Origin of the sequence: Pantoea sp. JV6, assembly GCF_025910055.1 — a bacterium.
Lineage (GTDB): Bacteria > Pseudomonadota > Gammaproteobacteria > Enterobacterales > Enterobacteriaceae > Pantoea > Pantoea agglomerans.
On the sequence record NZ_JAPCIM010000012.1, the window covers coordinates 125,563 to 148,309 of the forward strand.

The 22,747-nt window shown below is 54.0% G+C and carries 26 protein-coding genes; 16 read left to right on the forward strand and 10 right to left on the reverse strand.

Annotated features, from left to right (window positions below; genetic code table 11):
• Positions 1-2 precede the first annotated feature (2 nt).
• Both flgC and flgB read right to left on the reverse strand, forming a co-directional pair.
• Positions 3-407 (reverse strand): flagellar basal body rod protein FlgC, encoded by a 405-nt coding sequence (gene flgC / locus OK412_RS10820; RefSeq protein ID WP_013357440.1) that lies wholly within the window; start codon positions 405-407, stop codon positions 3-5.
• A 2-nt stretch (positions 408-409) separates the two neighbouring features.
• Positions 410-823 carry a flagellar basal body rod protein FlgB gene (gene flgB, locus OK412_RS10825; protein WP_009090882.1) on the reverse strand — a complete coding sequence of 138 codons (414 nt, stop codon included), beginning with the start codon at positions 821-823 and terminating at the stop codon, positions 410-412.
• A gap of 154 nt (positions 824-977) precedes the next feature.
• Between flgB and flgA the strand changes: the two genes are divergently transcribed.
• The 3 genes from flgA (at position 978) to flgN (ending at position 2,487) form a co-directional block, all read left to right on the forward strand.
• Complete coding sequence (gene flgA / locus OK412_RS10830; protein ID WP_264353168.1) at positions 978-1,637, forward strand: flagellar basal body P-ring formation chaperone FlgA; 660 nt, start codon at positions 978-980, stop codon at positions 1,635-1,637.
• 104 nt (positions 1,638-1,741) lie between these two features.
• Positions 1,742-2,050, forward strand: coding sequence for a flagellar biosynthesis anti-sigma factor FlgM (gene flgM, locus OK412_RS10835; protein ID WP_010246375.1), 309 nt, complete (start codon positions 1,742-1,744; stop codon positions 2,048-2,050).
• A 5-nt stretch (positions 2,051-2,055) separates the two neighbouring features.
• Entirely contained in the window at positions 2,056-2,487 is a 432-nt protein-coding gene (flgN, locus tag OK412_RS10840) for a flagellar export chaperone FlgN (protein WP_010246377.1), read from the forward strand.
• A gap of 190 nt (positions 2,488-2,677) precedes the next feature.
• Here the strand turns inward: flgN and murJ are convergent, their stop codons facing one another.
• From murJ to rimJ, 4 genes are all read right to left on the reverse strand, one after another.
• Positions 2,678-4,216, reverse strand: a complete 1,539-nt coding sequence (gene murJ, locus OK412_RS10845) for a murein biosynthesis integral membrane protein MurJ (protein ID WP_089414332.1) — start codon at positions 4,214-4,216, stop codon at positions 2,678-2,680.
• Positions 4,217-4,338: 122 nt separating this feature from the next.
• Complete coding sequence (locus OK412_RS10850; protein ID WP_010246381.1) at positions 4,339-5,259, reverse strand: Gfo/Idh/MocA family protein; 921 nt, start codon at positions 5,257-5,259, stop codon at positions 4,339-4,341.
• A gap of 1 nt (position 5,260) precedes the next feature.
• Positions 5,261-5,899, reverse strand: coding sequence for a YceH family protein (locus OK412_RS10855; protein ID WP_033779429.1), 639 nt, complete (start codon positions 5,897-5,899; stop codon positions 5,261-5,263).
• 16 nt (positions 5,900-5,915) lie between these two features.
• Positions 5,916-6,506 carry a ribosomal protein S5-alanine N-acetyltransferase gene (gene rimJ / locus OK412_RS10860; RefSeq protein WP_010246386.1) on the reverse strand — a complete coding sequence of 197 codons (591 nt, stop codon included), beginning with the start codon at positions 6,504-6,506 and terminating at the stop codon, positions 5,916-5,918.
• 299 nt (positions 6,507-6,805) lie between these two features.
• Here rimJ and grxB point away from each other — a divergent pair, with 299 nt between their 5' ends.
• The 9 genes from grxB (at position 6,806) to OK412_RS10905 (ending at position 13,189) form a co-directional block, all read left to right on the forward strand.
• The gene (grxB, locus tag OK412_RS10865; RefSeq protein WP_033757257.1) at positions 6,806-7,453 is read left to right on the forward strand and encodes a glutaredoxin 2; all 648 of its coding nucleotides are present in this window, start codon (positions 6,806-6,808) and stop codon (positions 7,451-7,453) included.
• Positions 7,454-7,567: 114 nt separating this feature from the next.
• On the forward strand, positions 7,568-8,131 hold the full coding sequence (locus tag OK412_RS10870) for a lipoprotein (RefSeq protein WP_010246390.1): 564 nt from the start codon (positions 7,568-7,570) through the stop codon (positions 8,129-8,131).
• Positions 8,132-8,264: 133 nt separating this feature from the next.
• A complete protein-coding gene (gene pyrC / locus OK412_RS10875) occupies positions 8,265-9,308 on the forward strand; it encodes a dihydroorotase (protein ID WP_264353169.1) in 1,044 nt (347 codons plus the stop codon).
• 62 nt (positions 9,309-9,370) lie between these two features.
• Positions 9,371-9,616 (forward strand): DNA damage-inducible protein I, encoded by a 246-nt coding sequence (gene dinI / locus OK412_RS10880; protein WP_010246395.1) that lies wholly within the window; start codon positions 9,371-9,373, stop codon positions 9,614-9,616.
• 145 nt (positions 9,617-9,761) lie between these two features.
• Positions 9,762-10,034: a hypothetical protein gene (locus OK412_RS10885; RefSeq protein ID WP_010246397.1), complete on the forward strand. Its 273-nt coding sequence runs from the start codon at positions 9,762-9,764 to the stop codon at positions 10,032-10,034.
• A gap of 246 nt (positions 10,035-10,280) precedes the next feature.
• Positions 10,281-10,535: a biofilm formation regulator BssS gene (bssS, locus tag OK412_RS10890; RefSeq protein ID WP_010246399.1), complete on the forward strand. Its 255-nt coding sequence runs from the start codon at positions 10,281-10,283 to the stop codon at positions 10,533-10,535.
• 94 nt (positions 10,536-10,629) lie between these two features.
• A complete protein-coding gene (gene solA / locus OK412_RS10895; protein ID WP_022625882.1) occupies positions 10,630-11,742 on the forward strand; it encodes an N-methyl-L-tryptophan oxidase in 1,113 nt (370 codons plus the stop codon).
• 294 nt (positions 11,743-12,036) lie between these two features.
• On the forward strand, positions 12,037-12,612 hold the full coding sequence (locus OK412_RS10900; protein WP_052270900.1) for a cytochrome b: 576 nt from the start codon (positions 12,037-12,039) through the stop codon (positions 12,610-12,612).
• A gap of 1 nt (position 12,613) precedes the next feature.
• On the forward strand, positions 12,614-13,189 hold the full coding sequence (locus OK412_RS10905; RefSeq protein WP_022625884.1) for a YceI family protein: 576 nt from the start codon (positions 12,614-12,616) through the stop codon (positions 13,187-13,189).
• Positions 13,190-13,228: 39 nt separating this feature from the next.
• Here the strand turns inward: OK412_RS10905 and OK412_RS10910 are convergent, their stop codons facing one another.
• Complete coding sequence (locus tag OK412_RS10910; protein ID WP_010246407.1) at positions 13,229-14,278, reverse strand: rhodanese-related sulfurtransferase; 1,050 nt, start codon at positions 14,276-14,278, stop codon at positions 13,229-13,231.
• Between the two features lie 252 nt (positions 14,279-14,530).
• Here OK412_RS10910 and OK412_RS10915 point away from each other — a divergent pair, with 252 nt between their 5' ends.
• The 3 genes from OK412_RS10915 (at position 14,531) to OK412_RS10925 (ending at position 16,782) form a co-directional block, all read left to right on the forward strand.
• Positions 14,531-15,454, forward strand: a complete 924-nt coding sequence (locus OK412_RS10915) for a Kdo(2)-lipid IV(A) acyltransferase (protein ID WP_010246409.1) — start codon at positions 14,531-14,533, stop codon at positions 15,452-15,454.
• 529 nt (positions 15,455-15,983) lie between these two features.
• Positions 15,984-16,250: a hypothetical protein gene (locus tag OK412_RS10920; RefSeq protein ID WP_010669830.1), complete on the forward strand. Its 267-nt coding sequence runs from the start codon at positions 15,984-15,986 to the stop codon at positions 16,248-16,250.
• Between the two features lie 130 nt (positions 16,251-16,380).
• The gene (locus OK412_RS10925; protein WP_010246413.1) at positions 16,381-16,782 is read left to right on the forward strand and encodes a MysB family protein; all 402 of its coding nucleotides are present in this window, start codon (positions 16,381-16,383) and stop codon (positions 16,780-16,782) included.
• Here the strand turns inward: OK412_RS10925 and OK412_RS10930 are convergent.
• The 3 genes from OK412_RS10930 to OK412_RS10940 all read right to left on the reverse strand — a co-directional run bounded on the left by OK412_RS10930 (position 16,773) and on the right by OK412_RS10940 (position 21,227).
• On the reverse strand, positions 16,773-17,012 hold the full coding sequence (locus tag OK412_RS10930; protein ID WP_033779799.1) for a YceK/YidQ family lipoprotein: 240 nt from the start codon (positions 17,010-17,012) through the stop codon (positions 16,773-16,775). The two genes, OK412_RS10925 and OK412_RS10930, sit on opposite strands and share 10 nt — an antisense overlap.
• A 134-nt stretch (positions 17,013-17,146) precedes the next feature.
• A complete protein-coding gene (mdoH, locus tag OK412_RS10935; RefSeq protein WP_033766916.1) occupies positions 17,147-19,699 on the reverse strand; it encodes a glucans biosynthesis glucosyltransferase MdoH in 2,553 nt (850 codons plus the stop codon).
• On the reverse strand, positions 19,692-21,227 hold the full coding sequence (locus OK412_RS10940) for a glucan biosynthesis protein G (protein WP_170933489.1): 1,536 nt from the start codon (positions 21,225-21,227) through the stop codon (positions 19,692-19,694). Before OK412_RS10940 ends, mdoH begins: the two co-directional genes overlap by 8 nt.
• A gap of 268 nt (positions 21,228-21,495) precedes the next feature.
• Between OK412_RS10940 and mdoC the strand changes: the two genes are divergently transcribed.
• Positions 21,496-22,629: a glucans biosynthesis protein MdoC gene (gene mdoC / locus OK412_RS10945; RefSeq protein WP_033779434.1), complete on the forward strand. Its 1,134-nt coding sequence runs from the start codon at positions 21,496-21,498 to the stop codon at positions 22,627-22,629.
• The last annotated feature ends 118 nt before the right edge of the window (positions 22,630-22,747 follow it).

Consider the following 22,747-nt stretch of genomic DNA (forward strand, 5'->3'; position numbering starts at 1 on the left):
CGTTATTGCCCGATCGTCAGGGTTTTCATCATCATCGACTTCACGGTGTTGAGCACTTCGACGTTGGCCTGGTAGCTGCGTGACGCCGACATGGTGTTGACGCTTTCAGAGACCACATCCACGTTCGGCATCTTCACGTAGCCTTTGGCATCTGCCATCGGATTGCCCGGGTCATAGACCAGCTTCGCAGGTGTAGGGTCATCCACGACTCTTGCCACTTTCACGCCGCCGGTGGCTGAGCCTGGCGCCGCATCGGTCTGGAAAACCACCTGCTTTGCCACGTAAGGCTTGCCATCGGGGCCGGTGACGCTGTCGGCGTTCGCCAGGTTACTGGCACTGACGTTTAATCGCTGTGATTGCGCGGTCATCGCTGAACCGGCAATGTCAAAAATATTCAGCAAGGCCATAATTATTGTCCTTGTAACACGCTCATCATGCCTTTGATCTGGCTACTGATGAGGGTGAGGTCGGTTTGATATTTCAGGCTGTTATCCGCGAACTGCGTACGCTCACGGTCCATATCTACGGTGTTGCCGTCGGCAGAAGGCTGGTCAGGAATGCGATAAAGCATATCCATCGATGGCACGCCGTTTGTCTGTGCTTCAATGTGGCGAGCTGACGTGACTTTTAACGCCATGCTGCTGCCTTCCGCACGACCATTGGACATCACCCGACTCAGCTCGCTGGCAAAGTCGATATCCCGGGCCTGATAACCAGGGGTATCGGCGTTGGCAATATTTGACGCCAGGATCTCCTGACGTTGAGCACGCAGGTTGAGGGCCTCCGTACCAAATTTCAGCGCCGCATCCAGTTTGTCGAGCATGTTTCCTCCGCGTATGAGAATTTCGAGCTCGCAGCTTAATTTGAAAATGCAAGGGGTCATCGTCTGAATAAGGCCTCAAATGACCGCTATTTTGACAATTAAGGATTTTTCTTAAGGGTTACACTCGTCGCCATCATCAGTGAGGAAATGCACAATGCGTCAATATCTGACCCTGCTGACCAGCCTGCTGGTCGCGATCGCCCTGCCGGTTTCCGCCGGGGATCTCAATGCACAACTGAATCAATTTTTTAAAGCGCGTGACGCCCAGCATGCTGATGGCATGGTTGTGGTGGTACGCACGCCGCAGGAACAGTGGCCAGCCTGTGAGGCGCCACAGTTCACCCTGCCCGGCAACAGCCGGTTGTGGGGGAATATGAGCGTGGCGGCAAACTGTGGTGAGAACCGCCGTTATATTCAGGTACAGGTGCAGGTCACCGGTTCCTATCTGGTGGCGAACCGGCTGCTGAGCCAGGGCAGTAGCGTGAGGGAGAGTGATTTCACTCTGCAGACCGGCCGCCTTGATACTCTGCCCGCCCGCGCCCTGCTGAATGCGGACTCGGTCGCAGATGCTGTGGTGCTGCGCGATATCCAGCCAGGACAGCCGATTAATCCCTCCACGCTGCGTCAGCCGTGGCGTGTCAAAGCGGGTCAGAATGTGATGGTGATTGCCAGCGGTGACGGCTTTGACGCCAGCGGTGAGGGCAAGGCGCTGAATAATGCCGCCCGATCGCAGTCGGTCCGGGTCAGGATGGGAAATGGCCAGATTGTCAGCGGTAAGGTATGCGAGGATGGGAATATTCTTATAACGCTGTAAAGTGTTAAAGAAGCCAGTAGTGCTGCCGATAGAAGAATCAACGAAGCGATAACGCTATTCTGATTCAGGTGGCAGACTTCCCCTGACCGTACAGGAGCCCGAACATGAGCATTGACAGAACGCAACCTCTGAAACCCGCCAGCACCGTACAGAGCCGCGATAGCAGTGAGTCCGGCAGCAGCAAAGTGCGCCAGAGCGCCAGCCCGGTGGCAGCAGCCACGACCCCTGCAGCAGCCCAGGTCAGCCTGAGCAGCGCGCAGTCGCAGCTGATGCAGCCGAGCAGCAAAGATATTAACGTCGAGCGCGTTGAACAACTGAAAACCGCCATTCGTAATGGCGAACTGAAGATGGATACCGGCAAAATCGCCGATGCGCTGATTGCCGACACCAAGGCGTATTTAGAGGGTAATTAGTTCCCATGAGTAATTTGCAGACCACCTTAGATAAGATGCAGGACGTGCTGGCGTCGCTCTCAGCCGTGCTGGAAGAAGAGCAGCAGCAGCTGGCAGCCGGAAACATTAACAGTAATCTGTTGCAGCGTATTACCGAAGATAAAAGCGCGCTGCTCAGTACGCTGAACTATCTGGATGAGATGCGCCGCACCGCTGAACAGAGTCAGGCGACATCGGCACCTTATCGTGGTCAGAACGACATGGCGCGCCGCTGGGACACTATCCAGCAGCATAGCCGTCGTCTGCAGGATGCCAATGTTCATAATGGCCTGCTGCTGCAACACCAGATCCGCTACACCCAGGATGCGCTTGACGTGCTGAAGCCGCATCAGACCCAGGCCTTTTACGGCCCGGATGGGATGGGTAAAGGCCAGGCGACGTTAAGTCGCAAAGCCTGAACCGGAAAGTAGCGAAAAAAAATCCCGCCTGGTGCGGGATTTTTTATTGGTGCGTTTTTTCCTTCACCATGATGAGCTTTAAAATTGAGCCTGCACAGGGAACAGGGGCAGATCGGAAAGACGCTAAAGCCAATCCCTGGCCGCTCGGCCCCTGTTCCCTGCGCGTTGAATTTATTTATTGCGGCAAGCTTTACACAGCGGTGCGACGCGCATAGTCGCGCAACCGGAAGCCCAGCAGTCCCAGCGCCAGGAAGTAAGCCCCGCCGCCCACACCACAGACTGCGGCCAGGCGCAGCAGCCGCCACAGCATCGATCCCTGCTCCCAGGCTGGCATCCACTGCAGCATGGCAAACAGCGCGCCTGCCATCACCACTACGGCTATCAGCAGGCGGAGCAGGAAGCTGCTCCAGCCCGGCTGCGGCATAAAGATATTCTTCTTACGCAGCTGCCAGTAGAGCAGCGACGCATTCAGACAGGCTGCCAGCCCAATCGACAGTGACAGACCGGCGTGTTTAAGCGGACCAATAAACGCCAGGTTCATTACCTGCGTCATGATCAGCGTGATAATCGCGATTTTAACCGGCGTTTTGATGTCCTGACGGGAATAGAAGCCCGGAGCCAGCACCTTGACCACGATCAGCCCCATCAGTCCGACGGAGTAGGCGATCAGGGCGCGCTGCGTCATCAGAGCATCAAAGGCAGTGAATTTGCCGTACTGGAACAGCGCCACGGTCAGCGGGCCGGAGAGCATGCCCAGCGCCACCGCGCTGGGAAGCGCCAGCAGGAAACAGAGGCGCAGACCCCAGTCCATCAGCCGGGAATATTCATCATGGTTGCCGCTGGCAAAACTTTTGGCCAGCGACGGCAGCAGAATGGTGCCCAGCGCCACGCCCAGCACCCCCGAGGGGAACTCCATCAGGCGGTCCGCGTAGTACATCCAGGAGACCGAACCTGAGACCAGAAACGAGGCGAAGATGGTATTGATGATCAGTGAGATCTGACTGACAGAAACGCCCAGAATGGCAGGTCCCATCTGACGCATGACCCGCCAGACGCCCGCATCACGCAGATTCAGGCGTGGCAGCACCAGCATCCCGAGCTTCTTCAGGTGTGGCAGCTGATAGCCGAGCTGCAGCACGCCGCCAGCCACGACGGCCCAGGCCAGCGCCATTACCGGTGGGTGGAAGTGCGGCGCGGCAAACAGCGCAAAGCCAATCATGCTGACGTTCAGCAGGGTCGGTGCAAAGGCCGGTACCGAGAAGCGGTTCCAGGTGTTCAGCACCGCACCCGCCAGTGACGCCAGCGAAATCAGCATAATGTAGGGAAAGGTCACCCGCAGCAGCGAGCTGGTGAGCGCAAACTTATCGGGACTGTCGGCAAAGCCGGGTGCCGTCACCATGATGACCCAGGGCGCAGCAATCATGCCCGCCACCGTGACCAGCGCCAGCGCCAGCGTCAGCAGGCCCGAGACGTAAGCCAGGAACAGTTTCGTCGCCTCTTCGCCCTGCTTGCTTTTATATTCAGCCAGAATGGGCACGAAGGCCTGAGAAAAGGCGCCTTCAGCAAAAATACGCCGCAGCAGATTGGGAAGTTTAAACGCAACAAAGAACGCATCGGTCGCCATTCCGGCGCCAAACACCCGCGCCACGATGGCATCACGGGCAAAGCCCAGTACGCGGGAAAACAGGGTCATAGAACTGACCGCTGCCAGCGATTTCAACAAATTCATAATTGACGGCGCATCCTGAAAAGAATCGGCAAAAAAGGAGAATTAGCGCGGGCACCCAGAAGATGCCCGGCGACAGTCTACTGCCACGGAGGGAAATGACCAGCACGGAGTGTTACAAGGCGTTATTCCTGCGTCGCCTCACGCCACAATTTTTCCACCACACGCTGCGCCATCAGCGCCTGCTCACCGCTGGTTTCAGGCTTCGTCTGATTTTGTACGCAGTCGATGAAATGGCGAGCCGCACCGCTGAAACCGCGCTGGGTCAGATGACTCTGCCAGGCGGGCGGTGGCGTAATCAGCAGCCCGTCACGCCGTTCTTCCTGCCAGTCGCGCATCTCACTAATGTCGATGCATTTACCGTCACACACTGCGCTGACCCGCTCGCGCTGACTGCCTGCGCGCCGGTGCATGCTGGTGGTAATCGACAAGCCCTCAACAGCGAAATGGTGCTCAGCATAGAGCATCTGCCCCTGTTCGTTGGTGTCGATGCGTCCCTGAACCTGACGAAAGGGTTTCCCGCCCAGCCAGAGGGCGGTGTCCACCACATGTAGATAGTCATCGAGCAGGGTAAAGCGGAGATCCTGTGGCCCGACGCTGTCGCTACGGTGCTTTTCAATCCGCAGGGAAGCGGCGTCCGCCATCTCTGCCCGCAGCTGCTGATAGCGCGGGGCGAACCGCCGGTTAAACGCCACCATCAGTTTACGCTGCCGTTTTTCCGCCAGCGCCACCAGCGCCTCAGCCTGCTCCAGGGTTTCAGCCAGCGGCTTATCGACGCAGACATCCTTTCCTGCCAGCAGCAGCGCCCTGACCACTTCATAGTGCGTGGCGGTGCTGCTGTGGACAAAGACCGCGTCGCAGGCAGCGGCTAATTCATTCAGCGAACCAAAATATGGCATGCGATAGCTGTCACAGACCGGCCGGGCTTTGGCCTGGTTCGGGGAAAACGCCCCTGCCAGGGTCCAGTCCGTCGCCGCCGACAGCACCGGCAGCCAGGCTTTCTGCGCGATACCGCCTAATCCCACCATGCCAATACGTAAGGTCATCTCAGCTCTCCGGTTGCAGCAGTTGGGTGAGTTGTGCCTGAAGCGCTGCAACCTGCTGTTCCAGCGTTGCGACGCGCGCCGCCAGATCGCCCTGCTCTTCTGACGCGTCTGCGGCCTGCGGCTGGTCAGGCTCATCGCCCAGCAGATGCATAAAGCGACTTTCGCGCTTGCCAGGTTCACGCGGCAGACGGATCACCTGAGCACTGTCGTCGCGCTGCATCAATCCTTCCAGCGTTTGCTCAACTTCGCTGACATCACTGAACTCGTGCAGACGGCCGCTGCGGGTACGCAGTTCGCCTGGCGTCTGGGGTCCGCGCAGTAACAGCAGCGTCAGCAGAGCGACTTCTGCACTGTTAAGCTTTAGCGTGCCAAACGCGGAGTTGCAGAAACGCTGCTCATATTTCACGACCCGCTGCCCGGCGGCGCTGCTGGCGGTAATCAGATGCCGTTTTTCCAGTTGATCGAGCTGATCCTGTACCTCACTTTCGCTCAGCTCCATCACCGGCTCGCGGTTCGATTTCTGGTTACAGGCAACCACCACGCCATTCAGTGACAGCGGATACTGTTCCGGCGTGGTGACCTGCTTCTCCAGCAGGCAACCCAGCACGCGCATCGCCTGCGCCGATAAAGTCATCTTCATGCTCGCATCCTCATTATTATCCACGCCGGTCAGGCGTCCATTCCCGCAGGGTTAAGGCTGTCAGCACGTGATCCTGCCAGCGTCCGTCGATCAGCAGATAATCTTTCGCGTAACCCTCTTTCTCAAAACCGAGTCGCGCCAGCAGATCGCCGCTGCGCTGGTTGTGCGGCATGTAGTTAGCCATGATGCGGTGAATATGCTGCTGGCGCTGCATATAGCGGATAGCCACCTGCAACGCTTCGAACATGAACCCCTGCCCCTGCCACTTTTCACCCAGTGAATAGCCGAGGTAACAGGCATGAAAGGATCCGCGCAACACATTGCTGAAGTTCGCCACTCCCCTCACTTCGGTTTCATCGCTGTCCATTAAAATGAAATAGAAGGCCGAACCCTGCTTATGCATGTCGGAAATCAGCCCAAGCCGCGCCTGCCAGCCCGAGGGATAGCAATGGCTGTCATCGCGCACCGGCTCCCACGGTTTTAAAAACAGGCGGTTTTCCGCGTAGTAATCTGCCATTCGCCAGGCATCACGCTCGTGAACCAGACGGACCACCAGCCGATCGGTGGTTAATCGCACCCTGGGCGCGGCAGAACGATAGCCAAACATCCTGACTCCTGAAATCAATGGCTGATAGAGATGAGCCGTCATTACCCGGCTTTCACTATAACCGCCGCCTGGGCTGCGGTAAAACGTTACAGCGGTTTAGCGATAAAGAGGCTGATTTTGCTCGGGTCGCACCGCGGATAACCCCTGCTGCAGGCAGCATCAGCAGCGGATCCTGCAGCGCGCCTGACAGGCAGGTTTGCCCTGTGGAGTAATCTCTTCCATACTTTTTACGAGCCCGAAAGCAGGATGAATTGATTCACTCTGTTAAACACTAAACCTGTAAAACCCGGGAGATCAGGATGAAGCTCTATATCTACGACCACTGCCCTTTCTGCGTTAAAGCGCGAATGATTTTTGGCCTGAAAAACAAACCGGTTGAGCTGGTGGTAATGCTCAACGACGATGAAGAGACGCCGAAACGACTGATCGGACAGAAAATGGCGCCCATTCTGCAGAAGCAGGATGGCAGCGCGATGCCTGAGAGTATGGAGATCGTACACTATGTCGATCAGCAGGATGGCGAGCCGCTTATCATCGGCGCGCTGAATCCGGCGATCGGCGACTGGCTGCGTCACATGAACAGCTATGTCAATAAACTGCTGCTGCCGCGCATTGCAGAGGCGGCGTTTGCCGAATTCGCGACGCCGGAGGCGCGTGACTATTTCCGCAACAAAAAGCAGGCGAGCATCGGTGATTTCGACACGCTGAAAAGTCATTCTGCCGGCCTGATCAAAAACGTCAGCGACGATCTGCGCAAGCTGGACAAATTAATCGCCCAGCCCAATGCGGTGAATGGCGAGCTGTCCGAAGATGATTTTAATCTCTTCCCGCTGCTGCGCTCTCTGACGCTGGTGGCCGGAATCGACTGGCCGAGCCGGGTCGCTGACTACCGCGATAACATGGCTAAACAGACCCAGGTGAATCTGCTCTCCTCGATAGCTCACTAACCCCTCCCGATGAGAGACGCTGCGGCGTTTCTCATCTCTTTCCTGATGACACCCGCTACGCATTCAGGCAGGCTATGGCCTGTTTATTGGCTCTGATATTCAGGATAAAGATCGATGAAAAAGGCTTTTTTCGGGCTGACTGCCCTGTTGATCGCGCTGCTGGTGAGCGGCTGTAATCAACTGACGCAATACACCATCAGCGAACAGGAAGTAAACCAGGCGCTGCAGAAGCACAACAACTATGAGAAAGATATTGGCGTTTCCGGGCTGGTTAATGCGCACATCGTCCTGAACAATCTGACCAGTCAGATTGGCCGTGAAGAGCCAGGTAAAGTGACGCTCTCTGGCAATGCTAAAATCAATGTGACGTCACTGTTTGGTCCGCAGCAGGCCGATATGCAACTGAAGATGCGTGCTCAGCCGGTCTATGACCAGCAGCAGGGTGCAATCTATCTGCGCGATCTGGAAATTGTTGATGCGCAGGTTGCTCCGGAAAAAATGGCCTCCATTATGAAAACGCTGACGCCTTATCTGAATCAGTCGCTGAAAAACTACTTTGATCAAAAGCCGGCTTACGTGCTCAGCGCCGACCGCAGCAAAGGCGAGTCGCTGGCGAAGAAATTTGCCAAAGGACTGGAAGTGAAACCTGGCGAACTGGTTATTCCTTTTACGCAGTAACGCCGTTATCCGCGCCCCTGGCGCGGATTTTCTTTATCAGCATAAAAAGCAGGTGCAAACGGTTGCCTGAATCCTTATGCTTAGACCCCGGCCAAAACACGCCTTTTGTTTCCCTTCTGCCGGAGCTTCACTGATGACAGCACAACCTCAGCAACTTACCCTGCGTCGCCCTGACGACTGGCATATTCATCTGCGCGACGATGAGATGCTCAACACGGTCCTGCCCTATACCAGCGCGGTGAATGGGCGTGCCATTGTGATGCCTAACCTGGTGCCACCGGTGACCAGCGTGGCAGCAGGTGAAGCGTACCGCGATCGCATCCTGGCGGCGCTGCCCGCCGAACACGCCTTTACGCCGCTGATGACCTGCTATCTGACCGACTCGCTTGATCCTGATGAGCTTGAGCGCGGTTTCACCTCCGGTCTGTTTACCGCGGCTAAGCTCTATCCGGCGCACGCTACGACGAACTCCAGCCGTGGCGTTACCGATATCGCCTCCATTGCCCGCGTGCTGGAGCGGATGCAGAAGCTCGGTATGCCACTGCTGATCCACGGCGAAGTCACCGATGCGCATGTCGACATTTTTGACCGCGAAGCCCGGTTTATCGAAACGGTTATGGTGCCGCTGCGCAGCCAGTTTCCGGCACTGAAAGTAGTGATGGAGCACATTACCACTCAGGACGCCGCAGAATATGTTGCCGCCGCCGATGAGACGCTGGGCGCGACCATTACCCCGCAGCATTTGATGTTTAACCGCAATCACATGCTGGTGGGCGGTATTCGTCCGCACCTCTATTGCCTGCCGATTCTTAAACGCAACGTGCATCAGGAAGCATTGCGCAAATTAGTGGCGAGTGGTCATCCGCGCGTCTTCCTCGGCACCGACACAGCACCGCACCTGCGTCATCTCAAAGAGGCCAGTTGCGGCTGCGCGGGGGTATTTAATGCGCCAGTGTCGTTACCCGCTTACGCCACCGTTTTTGAAGAGCTGAACGCGCTGGAACATTTTGAAGCGTTCTGTTCGGAGAATGGCCCGCGTTTTTACGGCCTGCCGCTGAATGAAGGGACGATTACCCTGGTGCGTGAGTCCTGGCAGGTGCCAGAGTCCATCGCGCTCGGCAGCCATTCACTGGTGCCGTTCCTGGCGGGTGAAACACTGAACTGGCGCATCGCATAATTTTACTTGCCTCCGGCCTGCTGATACTGTAAATATATACAGTATCTTAAACGGAGGCTGTTATGCGCGTTGAAATTACCGTATCAAATACCCGACCTCTTCCTGCTGGTGCGATAGAAGCGTTGAGCGATGAATTATCGCGCCGCATTGATGAACAGTTCCCTGACTCGACCAATCACGTCAAGGTACGCTATGCCAGTGCCAATAATCTCAGCGTGCTGGGCGGTGGAAAAGAGACGCGCGACCAGATCAGCGAAATCCTGCAGCAGACGTGGGAAAGCGCTGACGACTGGTTCAATACTGATTAACCGCCACTGTGCTTTTTTTCCGGGTGTCGCCACCCGGTTTTTTTATCTTTTCTCCCCTCTCGCACTTACCCCGTCCTGCATCTAGACTCTTAATGATCAATGCCCTATCCTTGCGCTCGTCACGCATAACAGGAGGTGCGACACCATGACTACTGATAAACCGGAAGAGGCGATGACCTTTGGTGAGTTGTTAGCACTGATTGGTGATCAGAAGCGTCGTTTAACGGTGCTGGAAAATGCCTTTTCCAGTCTGATTTTCTGTCTTGACGATCGTGCCAGTCAGCTACTGGTACACAATCTGTCGCTGGAAGCCCAAAATCAAAACCATGATGAGCAGCTTCAGCAGCACTTTGCCCGTCTGGCAGAAACACTGCAAAAACGCGGCGGCGGCGTAGTGCCAGAAACGCCGGCTCTCTGAGTCCGGTCACGCGGCTAAGCCCGCTTTTTGCCTGTCTTTTGACTGCTGATAAAAATGCCTGCCCGTCAGGCATTTTATTTTTTTACGCCCGCCTTTCAAACGCAAATATTCTGTGAGAAGCTGACTCACGGCATTTTTTAAACAGTGATACCCTCGTTTACTGTTATAATTGTTTCGCTATTGGAATAAAAAAGCCGCATTGAACCTCATCATGCACTTCGTTTAACGAGTAATAAGGAGGTTATAATGGACAGAAGAAAAGATGTTATACAGACTCACCCACTGGTGGGCTGGGATATCAGTACCGTTGACAGCTATGACGCCATGATGATCCGCCTGCACTCGTTGTCGTCGCAGGATCAAAAAGAAGAAGAAGCGGATGTTGGCCCGACATACTGGCTGACAACGGATGTGGCAAGGCAATTTATCTCGATCCTCGAAGCAGGCATCGCCAAGATAGAATCAGCCGAGCAGATAGAACGACTCCTCAAAAAGCATTAATTTCTGCCGCATCAAAGAGGCGCCCTCAGGGGTGCCTTTTTCGTTTCTGTTTCTGGTATGCTTTTGATTATCTGTCTCTTAGAGCGTAGTTACCATGATTTATGATCTTATCGTCGTTGGCAGCGGTTCCGTGGGCGCGGCGGCAGGCTACTATGCCACCCAGGCGGGTTTATCAGTGTTAATGATCGACAGCGCCCATCCTCCCCATAATCAGGGCACACATCATGGCGAGAGCCGGCTGATTCGTCACGCCTATGGTGAAGGTGAACGCTATGTTCCCCTGGTCCTGCGGGCGCAAACGCTGTGGGATGAGCTGGAACAGCGTGCCGGTGAGCGCATCATGCATCGCAGCGGCGTACTTAACCTCGCCCCGAATCAGTCGCCGTTTATTCAGAACGTCATCGACAGCGCGACCCGCTGGCAGCTCAATATTGAGGTGATGCAGCCTGATGACGTGCGCAAGCGCTGGCCACAAATCAATGTGCCTGAGGGCTATCTGGGCGTATTTGAGCCGCAGTCCGGCTATCTGAAATGTGAACAGGCGGTACGCAGCTGGATCCAGCTGGCGGAGCAGGCGGGCTGCGCGCAGCTGTTTAACTGCCCGGTTTCAGAGCTGGGTCGCGATGGCGATCTGCAGCAGGTCACTACCCTGGATGGCGTCTACCGGGGCCGCAAAATGTTGATCAGTGCGGGCACATGGGTTGGCAAATTAGTTCCTGACCTGCCGGTCGCGCCCACCCGCAAGGTGTTCGCCTGGTATCAGGCAGATGGCCGCTACAGTGAGAACAATAAGTTTCCCGGTTTTACGGTGGAAATGGGCGATGGCAGCCAGTTTTATGGCTTCCCGGCGGATAACAACGCCCTGAAAGTGGGTCGTCATGATGGCGGTCAGCTGATGCAGCAGCCTGAGGATCGTAAACCTTTTGGCGCGGTGGCGGCCGATGGCAGCGAAGCTTTTGGATTCCTCCGTCAGTTTTTACCTGGCGTCGGTGTCTGTCTGCATGGCGAAGCCTGCAGCTACGATTTTAGCCCGGATGAAGACTTTATAATTGATACCCTGCCGGGTGAACCAGACCGCTTGTTAATCACCGGGCTCAGTGGACACGGGTTTAAATTCGCCAGCGTATTGGGCGAACTGGCTGCAGAATTTGCCCAGCAAAAACCGTTCTCTTTTGATCTGACACCCTTCCGCCTCTCACGTTTCTGACTCGATAAAGGGTGGTATCAGCCTGATGCCGCCCGACTGACAGACTTTGACGAAAATTGACTGTTACTGACATAAAGTCAGAATATATTTCGCCCTTTTGGTTAATTCCGGCTCTTTTTAGTTAACGACCAGCGCCTCACAAATAACTCATTCAGTAATATTGCGCATTTCACACCTGATTTATTCAACCTTTTCACAATATAAAATTAAAGTTATAGAAGCGTAAGGATGATTGCTTTTATATTTCATAATGTGGATGCTTATTTCAGATTATTACTTCATGAAAACCTCATTATGTTATTACGTAATTCATCTCATCAGTTTGGCCTGGTTGCCGTGCTGCTGCACTGGTCGATGGCGCTGGCGATTTACGCCATGTTTGCGCTGGGATTATGGATGGTCGGCCTCGGCTATTACGATAGCTGGTATCACGACGCGCCTGAGATCCATAAAAGCATCGGCGTGATCCTGTTGCTGACGCTGATCATTCGCCTGCTGTGGCGCGTTATTTCACCGCCGCCAAAACCGCTTAGCAGTTATTCCCCGCTGGTACGCATCAGTTCGGTGGTGGCCCACCTGTTACTGTATACCCTGCTGCTGGCGATTCTGATCAGCGGCTATCTTATCTCCACCGCCGATGGCAAACCCATCTCAGTATTCAGCTGGTTCACCCTGCCCGCGCTGTTCAGCGGTGCTGGCGAACAGGCTGATCTTGCGGGCGACATTCATCTCTGGCTGGCCTGGACGGTTGTGGTCCTGTCACTGCTGCATGGTCTGGCTGCGGTAAAACATCACTTTATTGATCGCGATATCACCTTAAAACGGATGTCGGGTTTGCGTTTCACCTCTCCCTCTGAAAAGGATAAATAATATGTTTAAAAAGACCCTGCTGGCGATGACCGGTGCCAGTCTGCTGCTCGGCTCACTCACCGCCTCTGCCGCTGACTACAAAATCGATAAAGAGGGCCAGCACGCCTTTATTCAGTTCCGTATCCAGCATCTGGGTTACAGCTGGCTCTACGGCACCTTTAAGGATTTTGATGGCCGCTTCACCTTTGATGAGAAGAATCCTGCCGCAGATAAAGTCGACGTCACCATTAACACCAGCAGCATCGATACTAACCATGCTGAACGTGACAAGCACCTGCGCAGTGCGGACTTCCTGAACACCAGCAAAAACCCGCAGGCCACGTTCAAATCCACAGCGGTGGAAAAAGAGGGTGATGAGCTGAAGATTACTGGCGATCTTACGCTGAATGGCGTGACCAAACCGGTAACGCTCGAGGCGAAAATGCTGGGTGAAGGTAAAGATCCGTGGGGCGGCTACCGCGCTGGCTTTGAGGCTGAAGGGGAAATTGCACTGAAAGATTTCAACATCACCAAAGATCTGGGGCCAGCTTCGCAGAAGGTTCAGCTGATGATTTCGGTTGAGGGTGTACGCCAGTAAAACAGCAAGCCGCCTGAAGCTGACTTCAGGCGGCCACGCTTATTTCTTCAGCGGCGAGGGAATGGTCATGTTTAACAGGCCACGCGACTTGTTAAAGATTTTGTTGCCATTTTCACGTCCTGCCCGACGCGCGCGCTGCTCTTCCGGTGAGAGCTTCGCCTCTTCCTGGCAGATCGGGCTACAGCAGTTCTCAAACTTCTCCGCGCAGCTTTTGCACTGAATAAACAGCAGATGACAACCGTCATTGACACAATTAACGTGGGTATCACAGGGTTCGCCGCACTGATGACAGTTCGACAACACATCGTCAGAGATCCGCTCACCCATCCGCTCATCAAAAACAAAGTTTTTGCCTTTGAAACGTACCGGTAATCCCTGCTCACGGGCGCGTCGGGCATACTCGATGATACCGCCCTCAATGTGATAGACATCCTCAAAGCCGTTGTGGCGCATCCAGGCGCTGGCCTTTTCACAGCGGATCCCGCCGGTGCAGTACATCACGATCTTTTTGTCTTTCTGATCCTGCAGCATCTCAACCGCCATCGGCAGCTGATCGCGGAAGGTGTCAGCAGGCACTTCCAGCGCATTATCAAAGCGACCCACTTCATATTCGTAGTGGTTACGCATATCCACGAACAGGGCGTCAGGATCGTCCAGCATGGCGTTAACGTCCGCCGCTTTAAGATACTGACCCACATCGCTGGCATCAAAACTGTCGTCTTCGATACCGTCCGCGACAATGCGGTCGCGCACTTTCAGACGCAGCACCCAGAACGATTTACCATCATCATCCAGCGCAATATTCATCCGCAGGTTGTTCAGCGCCGGATCAAAGCCATATAGCCATTCTTTCATCTTTTCATACTGGCTGGCTGGCACGCTGATCTGCGCATTGATGCCTTCGTGGGCCACGTAGACGCGACCAAAGACCTTAAGAGCTGTCAGGCCAAGATAGAGCGCGTCACGGAATGCTTTGGGATCGGCAATCTGGAAATATTTATAAAAAGAGACAGTGGTGCGCGGCTCGGTTTCAGCCAGCATGCGCGCCTTCAGCTCTTTATTGGAAACGAGGTTATGTAACACTGGCATGGTGTTCGTCCTGTTATCAATAGAAGAAATTTAGCGCGCACATGATACCTGATTTCACCGGGATGCAAAGGCCAGTGACCAGATTGATCGCCTGTTGCCGTTTTTTGCAGCAACATTGGACTATTAACCTTTGTTCATTGATGGCACGTTCCGATAGTGATATTTAAGCGCACGTCAAAAACTGGCACAATGGTGTAAATCAACGAGATATCAGCACCGCACGGTGCGCGACGCAGGAAAATTAACCTTCACATGACTCAGTTGCCTCAGTTTTCACGAGAACTGCTTCACCCGCGCTATTGGCTGACCTGGCTGGGTGTCGCTTCTCTTTATCTTTTGGTGCTACTTCCTTATCCCCTGCTTTATGTTCTCGGCTGTAATATTGGCCGCATTGGGATGCGTTTTATGAAACACCGCGTCAGTATTTCCCGGCGTAATCTGGAATTAAGTTTTCCGGATATGCCGGTAAATGAACGCGAAGCGATGGTTAAACACAATTTCGAATCGGTCGGCATGGGATTAATTGAGACCGGTATGGCGTGGTTCTGGCCTGACTGGCGCATCAATAAATGGCATACGCCTTCGGGGCTGGAGCATATTCAGCAGGCGCGCGATAGCCAGCGCGGCGTGCTGCTTATCGGCATGCACTTTCTGACGCTGGAGATTGGTGCACGCATGTTTGGTATCCATAACCCTGGCATTGGCGTCTATCGCCCGAATGACAACAAACTGATCGACTGGCTTCAGGTCAAAGGTCGGATGCGGTCAAATAAAAGCATGCTCGATCGTAAAGATCTCAAAGGAATGATCCGCGCACTGAAACAGGGTGACATTATCTGGTATGCGCCCGACCACGATTATGGCCCGCGCAGCAGCGTCTTTGTCCCCTTCTTTGGCGTAGAAAAAGCGGCAACAACGGTGGGTACTCATCTGCTGATCCGCACCGGTAAACCGGCTGTCATCCCTTTTGTGCCGCGTCGTCTGCCTGGGGGTCGCGGCTATGAACTGATGATACTGCCTGACATCAGCGGCGAATTTACGCTGGAAAGTGATGTCGCAACCGCAACCAGAATGAATCAGGTTGTTGAAGAGGGTGTGCTGCTGGCACCTGAACAATATATGTGGCTCCACCGCCGCTTTAAAACGCGCCCCGAGGGCGAACCCTCCCGTTATTAATCTGTTCGCGCTAAATGTCTGTCAGGCATTTAGCGCGTTTTACTCCCCTCTTAAATAAATCACTCATGGCTGACTCAGCCTGTAAGCGAAACCGCAGGTCCAGTAATTAATAAACACCTATATTCATAATATAATTTCTCTCTTTTTAAAGTTAAAAAAGCTAATCAATTAACAGGACGGCAGGCGGCATTCAGCCTGTTTCGCTATTTATTAATTAATATTGCAGCGAGTGCTATTAAATCTGTTATGGCGCTGATTATTCTGCACGCCAGGCCTAATCCTATTTAGCCGGTCTTAACGGTGTCTCACCGCTTATGAATCGATAAAAATTAACTTATTTTACAAGCGATTGCCTTGATGATTTAGCTTATATTCCATTTTACATTTTTTTAACACCCCGATAGACCATTATGGAATTTGAACTCATTAATGCTTATCGGTAGTTTCGTTTGTAACAGTCAGGCCTTTAACGGCTCTGGCCAGAATTATAAAAAATACAACACAGCAAACCTCTAATGGGACAGTTAATATGAACAAAGGTCTCTACTATTACGTTACAATCGGTACCGATCAGGAAAATTATCACTTTCTTCATCGTAAAGGGTGCAAGCGTATGCCTGATAAAGAAGAGGTCATATTTATCGGCACGTTATATAATTTGAGTCAGGCCCTCTCCATCGCCAGAATTAATTTTAAGAAAGTTAAGCCATGTATAAAATGTTGTATCCGCTACTCAGCCCCCGTGATTCATGAGTCCGTTCAACCGGTTCTGCATTTTCCGCAAAAGATGATCTGACCCTGACTGGCGGGAAATGGCTTATTTCCCGCCAGTTGCACCGGCCTGACCTTTCCCTCCTTCAGATTTCGTCTATCCTTCACTGAAATCAAATAAATCCATAGTCAAAGACCCGTGAAGGAGAAGAGCGATGAGCATGTACAGTACCTTAGAGGAAGCCATCGATGCTGCACGTGAAGAGTTCCTCGCTAACCACCCGGAGCTCGAGGAAGGGGATGCATCGATCAGTCAGTTTGGTCTGCAAAAGTATGTGATGCAGGATGGCGATATCATGTGGCAGGCTGAGTTCATGGCGGAAGAAGGTGAAGCAGGCGAATGTCTGCCTTACCGTAGCGGTGAAGCGGCACAGGCCATTTTTGATGCAGATTTTGACGAAGTTGAACTACGTCAGGAGTGGTTAGCAGAAAATACCCTGCACGAGTGGGATGACGGCGAGTTCCAGTTGGAGCCGCCGCTGGACACCGAAGAGGGTGAAGCCGCCGCGCAAGAGTGGGAAGATGATAACAGCGATTCCGATCGCAGTTACTCGTAAGGACCGTGGCTGGCATCCACCGGTAGCAACAGGGTATCAACCACCAGCGACAGCGGCAGGTCGAGGATCGTCAGGACCCGCCATCCGCTGTCGCGAACATCCCACTGTACGCCGGGATAGTACTGATTACCGTGCCCCTGCCCGGGAATGGTACGGCTGATAATACTGCCGCATCCGCTTAAGCAGAGTACAGCCACGACGATAACACCCGCCTTTAAGCACCCTTTCACCACTCATATCCGCCATGAAGAAACAGCCATTGAGATCGTCACGCGCTGCTCGCGGTGACTGCCAGCAATAAATTTATCAGCCAATCGCTGTTTTAATCCGATAAAAAAAGCGGCATCGCTGCCGCTTTTTCAGATTACGCGTTGTTTGCCAGCGCGTTGGGGTTGAGCGTGAGTTTTTGATAACTCTCAACCCACTGATGATACTTGTCCGCATCTTCCCACAGTCGGGTATGAACACGGGCCAGCACCACCGGATCGCTGATCAACTGCAGACGCTGTTCGCGGCCCAGTTTATCCGGCGCATCGCTCAGCGCCTGATCAACCCGACGGTCACGCGCATAGTCCAGTAACTGACTCTGCTTGTGGCGCGATGTGGCCAGTGCCGTTGCCAGCGCGTTGAAAGCAGGATGGAATAAGGCATGCATAAAGCCATTTTCCAGCGCGCGCTCACGGTTCAGCACCACATAGCGATCGGTATCCACCAGCTCCTGCGGCGGCGAGTACTCTTCCGGGATCAGGAACAGCTTCGCTTTCTTGCTCTTAATGCCCAGCGTTGCGCGGCTCGACATGACCGAGACAAACGGCGACAGAATCAGTGAGAACACGATCGGTGCCAGCCACCACAGGAAGTTAAGATCCAGCAGTCCCATACCAATCGCCCACACCAGACCCAATGCCATCTGCGAACCGTGACGTTTAAACGCCTCGCTCCACGGTGTTGCATCGTCATCACGCTGCGGTGAGTTCCACACCACTTCCCAGCCGAGGAAGGCGCTGACCACAAACACCGTATGGAACAGCATACGCACTGGTGCCAGCAGCACCGAGAACAGCGTTTCCAGCACCAGTGAAGCCAGCAGCCGCAGAGGTCCGCCGTAGGCCTTCGATCCTTTAAACCAGATCAACACGACACTCAGCATTTTCGGCAGGAACAGCAGCACCATGGTGGTTGAGAACAGCGCTATTGCCAGTTCCGGACGCCACTGCGGCCAGACCGGGAAGAGCTGCCGCGGTTGCAGGAAGTAGGTCGGTTCCATCAGCGTATGCACTACCTGCAGGGCAGTGGAGAGCGCCAGGAACATAAACCACAGCGGAGCCGAGAGGTAGGACATCACACCCGTCAGGAACACTGCACGGTGAACCGGGTGCATCCCTTTCACCAGGAACAGGCGGAAGTTCATCAGGTTGCCGTGACACCAGCGGCGGTCACGTTTCAGCTCATCCAGCAGGTTCGGTGGCAGTTCTTCATAGGATCCCGGCAGGTCATAGGCAATCCAGACGCCCCAACCGGCACGACGCATCAGCGCAGCTTCTACGAAGTCATGCGACATGATTGAACCCGCAAAGGAGCCTTCTCCCGGTAACGGTGCCAGGGCACAGTGCTCAATAAAGGGTTTCACGCGGATAATGGCGTTGTGACCCCAGTAGTGAGACTCGCCCAGCTGCCAGAAGTGCAGACCGGCGGTAAATAACGGACCGTAGACGCGGGTCGCAAACTGCTGACAGCGCGCATAAAGCGTATCCATACCCGATGCTTTCGGCGACGACTGGATGATCCCGGCATTCGGGTTGGCATCCATCATGCGTACCAGACCGGTGAGACACTCTCCGCTCATGACGCTATCGGCATCCAGCACCACCATGTAGCTGTAGTTGCTGCCCCAGCGACGGCAGAAGTCATCGATGTTTCCGCTTTTACGCTTCACGCGACGACGACGACGGCGATAGAAAATCTTGCCTGCCCCGCCAACATCCCGCACCAGTTCCATCCAGGCTTTCTGTTCGGCAATCGCGATATCCGCATCGTAACTGTCGCTGAGGATGTAGACGTCGAAGTGTTCAGCGTTACCGGTACGAACCACCGACTCCCAGGTCGCACGCAGACCGGCGTAAACACGCTCAACGTCTTCATTACAGATCGGCATAATCAGCGCGGTACGATGTTCCGGGTTAAGCGGTTCATCTCCGACCGTTGAGTAAGAGATACTGTATTTATCACGTCCAATCAGCAGCTGCAGGAAGCCCATCAACGCCGTCCAGAAACCGGCAGAGACCCAGCAGAAAAGTATGGCGAACAGGAACAGGATGCCGGTCTGCAACAAATAAGGCAGGATCTGCATCACTGACTGCTGCCAGTTCTGATTGATCATCTCCATCGGATCCAGAAGCGTCCAGCCCTGATACGGCAGAATACTCTTCATGTACCAGGTGGCGACCACGGTCTGGAAAATGGTCAGGATCAGCAGAATGTAGCGGCGAATTGAACCGACATGACGCCACTTCTCCTCGGCACGCCGCTCTTCCGCATTGGCATAACGCGGCACCGATTTGTGTCCACGCAGTGAGTCCCAGGCACGGGCGACCGGGTTGGTACGCCAGGCTTCCGGGAACATCAGTGAGCGTTTGACCTTCGGCATCGCCTTCAGCGTGGTGCGGTCGAGGTAATCTTTACCCAACTGCTGACCTTCGGCCAGCGAATCGGGCCAGGCCATTTCAACCCGCGATGAGACCGATTTTAACGGCGCATCGTCGGGACGGTCACTGGCTGCGACATCCCTGCCCAGCACATCATGGATGAAGTGGAACTCGCTGGCATTCTGCAATGAGACGCTCAGGCGGGCCTTCCCTGCCGCATCCAGCGGCAGAGATTCCACATAACGTTGAGGTGTAAAAGTCGATTTATTCATTGGCAGGTAACTGATAGCTCCAGGTTTCCGTCAATGTCTTGTCGCCGCTAACCAAGGCCGCACGCATTTCGGTGGACTGCTTGGCATCTTTCACACGCAGACGCAACACCAGACGCCAGCCTTTGGTGACCGGGTTATAACGTACGCTCTGCTCAACCACATCAGCATTTTTACCCACGCTGACCTGCGGTGCCACCTGACTGTTTTCCGCCATCTTGCTCATGTCTTTACCCACGAAGTCGATGGTGAAAGCCACGGTGCCATCCGGCTGACGCACCAGATTAGACTGCTTCACGTCACCCGCTGAACGCAGGGTATTTTTGACCCAAGCGGTATCATCGGAGTGCAGCTGGTTTTCGTCGCGCGAAAAGTGCAGACGATATTTGAAGTTCATCTCTTTGCCAGGCTCTGGCAGCGTCTCCGGCGTCCAGAACGCAACGATGTTGTCGTTGGTTTCATCTGCCGTCGGGATTTCAACCAGTTCAACCCGGCCTTTACCCCAGTCGCCTATTGGCTCAACCCAGCCGCTTGGACGAAGATCATAGCGGTCATCAAGATCCTGATAGTTGTTAAAGTCACGCCCACGCTGCAGCAGACCAAACCCTTTCGGATTCTCGATGGTGAAGGTGCTCACTGCCAGATGACGCGGGTTGTTCAGCGGACGCCAAATCCACTCCCCGTTGCCATTGTGGATAGAGAGACCGTCAGAGTCGTGCAGTGCCGGACGGAAGTTGTTCACCGTCGATGGCTGGTTCTGACCAAACAGGAACATACTGGTCAGCGGTGCAACACCCAGTTTGCCGACGTTATCACGCAGGTAAACTTTTGACTGCACATCAACCGTTGAAGCGTCACCCGGATGCAGCACAAAGCGATACGCACCCGCCGCACGCGGCGAATCGAGCAGTGCGTAGATCACCAGCTGTTTGTCCTGTGGTTTAGGACGCTGAATCCAGAACTCTTTAAAGCGCGGGAACTCTTCACCGGACGGCAGCGCCGTATCGATGGCAAGTCCACGCGCCGACAGGCCATAAACCTGACCGGCACCGATGACACGGAAATAGCTTGCGCCCAGGAAGCTGGCGATCTCATCGTTTTTACCCTTGTTGTTGAGTGGGTAAAGCACTTTGAAACCGGCAAAACCGAGGTTTTTTACCGCATCCGCGTCATGTTTTACATTACCGAAATTAAAATAATCGGGGTTGTATTTAATCTCGCGCACCGCGCTGGCGGTCACTTCGTTGATCTGCACCGGGGTATCGAAATACATTCCCTGATGATAGAACTCCAGCTTGAACGGCGTGCGCAGTTTGCCCCAATACGCTTTATCGTGGTTAAACTGGATCTGCTGATAATCAGCAAATTTCATTTCACGAAATTGAGAGGGTAAATTGCTTTTAGGCGCTTCGAAGCTTTTCCCTGCCAACGCTTTGGCTTGTTTGGCAACATCGTCGATGTTAAACGCCCAACTGTTATTGGCGTACAACGCCAGCAGAACTGCAGTACCAATCCAGCGTACCTTCATCAGTCCGGCTTTATTTTTTTCTTTAGTCGGCACATCCCCCCCTTTCGTGTGCTTAAATCAAACCCGTTTATCTTAAAGGATTATTCGGTTTTCCGACAGCTTATGCGCAACATTGTTCCCGCATTTCGTCAGGCTTAACCCTGCTTTTAGGACAATTAGACACTACGGATTCCACTGATAGTATACCTGGTTTATCCCAGGTAGAATTTTCACAGAGCATAATCCGGTTTCAGGGTGAAACCGGTTAAACGTACTAACGAACTGGAACTTTATGAGTACTGTAAAACCTGAACGTGAATACTTCCTCGACTCCATCCGCGCCTATCTGATGTTACTGGGGGTGCCGTTTCACGTTTCCCTCATCTACTCCGCGCAGAAATGGGCAGTAAACAGTCATGAAGCGTCGTTGTGGCTGACGCTGCTGAATGATTTTATTCATGCGTTTCGTATGCAGGTGTTTTTCGTCATTTCGGGCTATTTCTCCTACATGCTTTATCTGCGCTATCAGCCACGTCGCTTCCTGAAGGTGCGTCTGGAACGGGTAGGTATCCCAATGCTGACCGCCATTCCGCTGCTGACGCTGCCGCAATTTTTTATGCTGAAAGAGTGGACGGATAAGCTGGCTGACTGGCCCCGTTTCACGCCCTATCAGAAGTTTAATAACCTGATGTGGGAGCTGATTTCACACCTGTGGTTCCTGGTGGTGCTGGTGATGCTGACCACGCTGGGGATGGTGACCTTCCGCTGGCTGCGCGATCAGCATCGCACCATTGATTATTCGCGGGTTGGCTGGGGATCGCTGACGGCGGGCGTACTTGCGTGGGCGCTGCTCTGGTGTGTGTTCCGGCGTCTGGTGTTTATTTTCCAGCCTGCGTGGCTGATGGATGGTTTGTTTAGCATCATTGTGATGCAGACGCTCTTCTATCTACCGTTCTTTATGCTGGGAGCGCTGGCGTGGAAACATCCCCCGCTGAAGCAGCTGTTTGTCCGCTTCAATCTGATGATGTGGGTCGGTGCGCTGCTGATGTTTGCGGCCTATTGCGCCAACCAGCGACTGAGCAGCGGTGAGGGCTGGTTGTATGAGCTGGATGCGATTATCTCGACGCTGATGGGCATTTGCATGCTGAACGTCTGCTTCTGCTTTGGTCATAAGCTGCTGAATTCACATTCGCCGCGCATTATGTATCTGGTCAATGCGTCACTGTTTATCTATCTGGTGCACCATCCGCTGACGCTGCTGTATGGCATTTACGTGACGCCACGGATTGAAAATAACACGCTGGGCTTCTTCGTTGGCCTGCTGATGGTGTTTGGCATCGCGTTTCTGCTGTATGAGATTCACCTGCGCATCCCGCTGCTGCGGTTCCTTTTCTCGGGGAAATTTGAGCGTAAACAAGCACAATGACAGGCGATCAGTGACCTCGGGCCATAAGTGAGGTCAGGCTATAAATGATGTGTCTCACAGACAGCTTAAGAGTTTAAAGCGATGGGCGCATACGCCAGTAGCAAAGCATAGCGGGCCA

Excerpts from the sequence above, each read along its gene's own strand:
- flgC (WP_013357440.1), bottom strand. The coding sequence starts at position 407 with ATGGCCTTGCTGAATATTTTTGACATTGCCGGTTCAGCGATGACCGCG.
- flgB (WP_009090882.1), bottom strand. The coding sequence starts at position 823 with ATGCTCGACAAACTGGATGCGGCGCTGAAATTTGGTACGGAGGCCCTC.
- flgA (WP_264353168.1), top strand. The coding sequence starts at position 978 with ATGCGTCAATATCTGACCCTGCTGACCAGCCTGCTGGTCGCGATCGCC.
- flgM (WP_010246375.1), top strand. The coding sequence starts at position 1,742 with ATGAGCATTGACAGAACGCAACCTCTGAAACCCGCCAGCACCGTACAG.
- flgN (WP_010246377.1), top strand. The coding sequence starts at position 2,056 with ATGAGTAATTTGCAGACCACCTTAGATAAGATGCAGGACGTGCTGGCG.
- murJ (WP_089414332.1), bottom strand. The coding sequence starts at position 4,216 with ATGAATTTGTTGAAATCGCTGGCAGCGGTCAGTTCTATGACCCTGTTT.
- OK412_RS10850 (WP_010246381.1), bottom strand. The coding sequence starts at position 5,259 with ATGACCTTACGTATTGGCATGGTGGGATTAGGCGGTATCGCGCAGAAA.
- OK412_RS10855 (WP_033779429.1), bottom strand. The coding sequence starts at position 5,899 with ATGAAGATGACTTTATCGGCGCAGGCGATGCGCGTGCTGGGTTGCCTG.
- rimJ (WP_010246386.1), bottom strand. The coding sequence starts at position 6,506 with ATGTTTGGCTATCGTTCTGCCGCGCCCAGGGTGCGATTAACCACCGAT.
- grxB (WP_033757257.1), top strand. The coding sequence starts at position 6,806 with ATGAAGCTCTATATCTACGACCACTGCCCTTTCTGCGTTAAAGCGCGA.
- OK412_RS10870 (WP_010246390.1), top strand. The coding sequence starts at position 7,568 with ATGAAAAAGGCTTTTTTCGGGCTGACTGCCCTGTTGATCGCGCTGCTG.
- pyrC (WP_264353169.1), top strand. The coding sequence starts at position 8,265 with ATGACAGCACAACCTCAGCAACTTACCCTGCGTCGCCCTGACGACTGG.
- dinI (WP_010246395.1), top strand. The coding sequence starts at position 9,371 with ATGCGCGTTGAAATTACCGTATCAAATACCCGACCTCTTCCTGCTGGT.
- OK412_RS10885 (WP_010246397.1), top strand. The coding sequence starts at position 9,762 with ATGACTACTGATAAACCGGAAGAGGCGATGACCTTTGGTGAGTTGTTA.
- bssS (WP_010246399.1), top strand. The coding sequence starts at position 10,281 with ATGGACAGAAGAAAAGATGTTATACAGACTCACCCACTGGTGGGCTGG.
- solA (WP_022625882.1), top strand. The coding sequence starts at position 10,630 with ATGATTTATGATCTTATCGTCGTTGGCAGCGGTTCCGTGGGCGCGGCG.
- OK412_RS10900 (WP_052270900.1), top strand. The coding sequence starts at position 12,037 with ATGTTATTACGTAATTCATCTCATCAGTTTGGCCTGGTTGCCGTGCTG.
- OK412_RS10905 (WP_022625884.1), top strand. The coding sequence starts at position 12,614 with ATGTTTAAAAAGACCCTGCTGGCGATGACCGGTGCCAGTCTGCTGCTC.
- OK412_RS10910 (WP_010246407.1), bottom strand. The coding sequence starts at position 14,278 with ATGCCAGTGTTACATAACCTCGTTTCCAATAAAGAGCTGAAGGCGCGC.
- OK412_RS10915 (WP_010246409.1), top strand. The coding sequence starts at position 14,531 with ATGACTCAGTTGCCTCAGTTTTCACGAGAACTGCTTCACCCGCGCTAT.
- OK412_RS10920 (WP_010669830.1), top strand. The coding sequence starts at position 15,984 with ATGAACAAAGGTCTCTACTATTACGTTACAATCGGTACCGATCAGGAA.
- OK412_RS10925 (WP_010246413.1), top strand. The coding sequence starts at position 16,381 with ATGAGCATGTACAGTACCTTAGAGGAAGCCATCGATGCTGCACGTGAA.
- mdoH (WP_033766916.1), bottom strand. The coding sequence starts at position 19,699 with ATGAATAAATCGACTTTTACACCTCAACGTTATGTGGAATCTCTGCCG.
- mdoC (WP_033779434.1), top strand. The coding sequence starts at position 21,496 with ATGAGTACTGTAAAACCTGAACGTGAATACTTCCTCGACTCCATCCGC.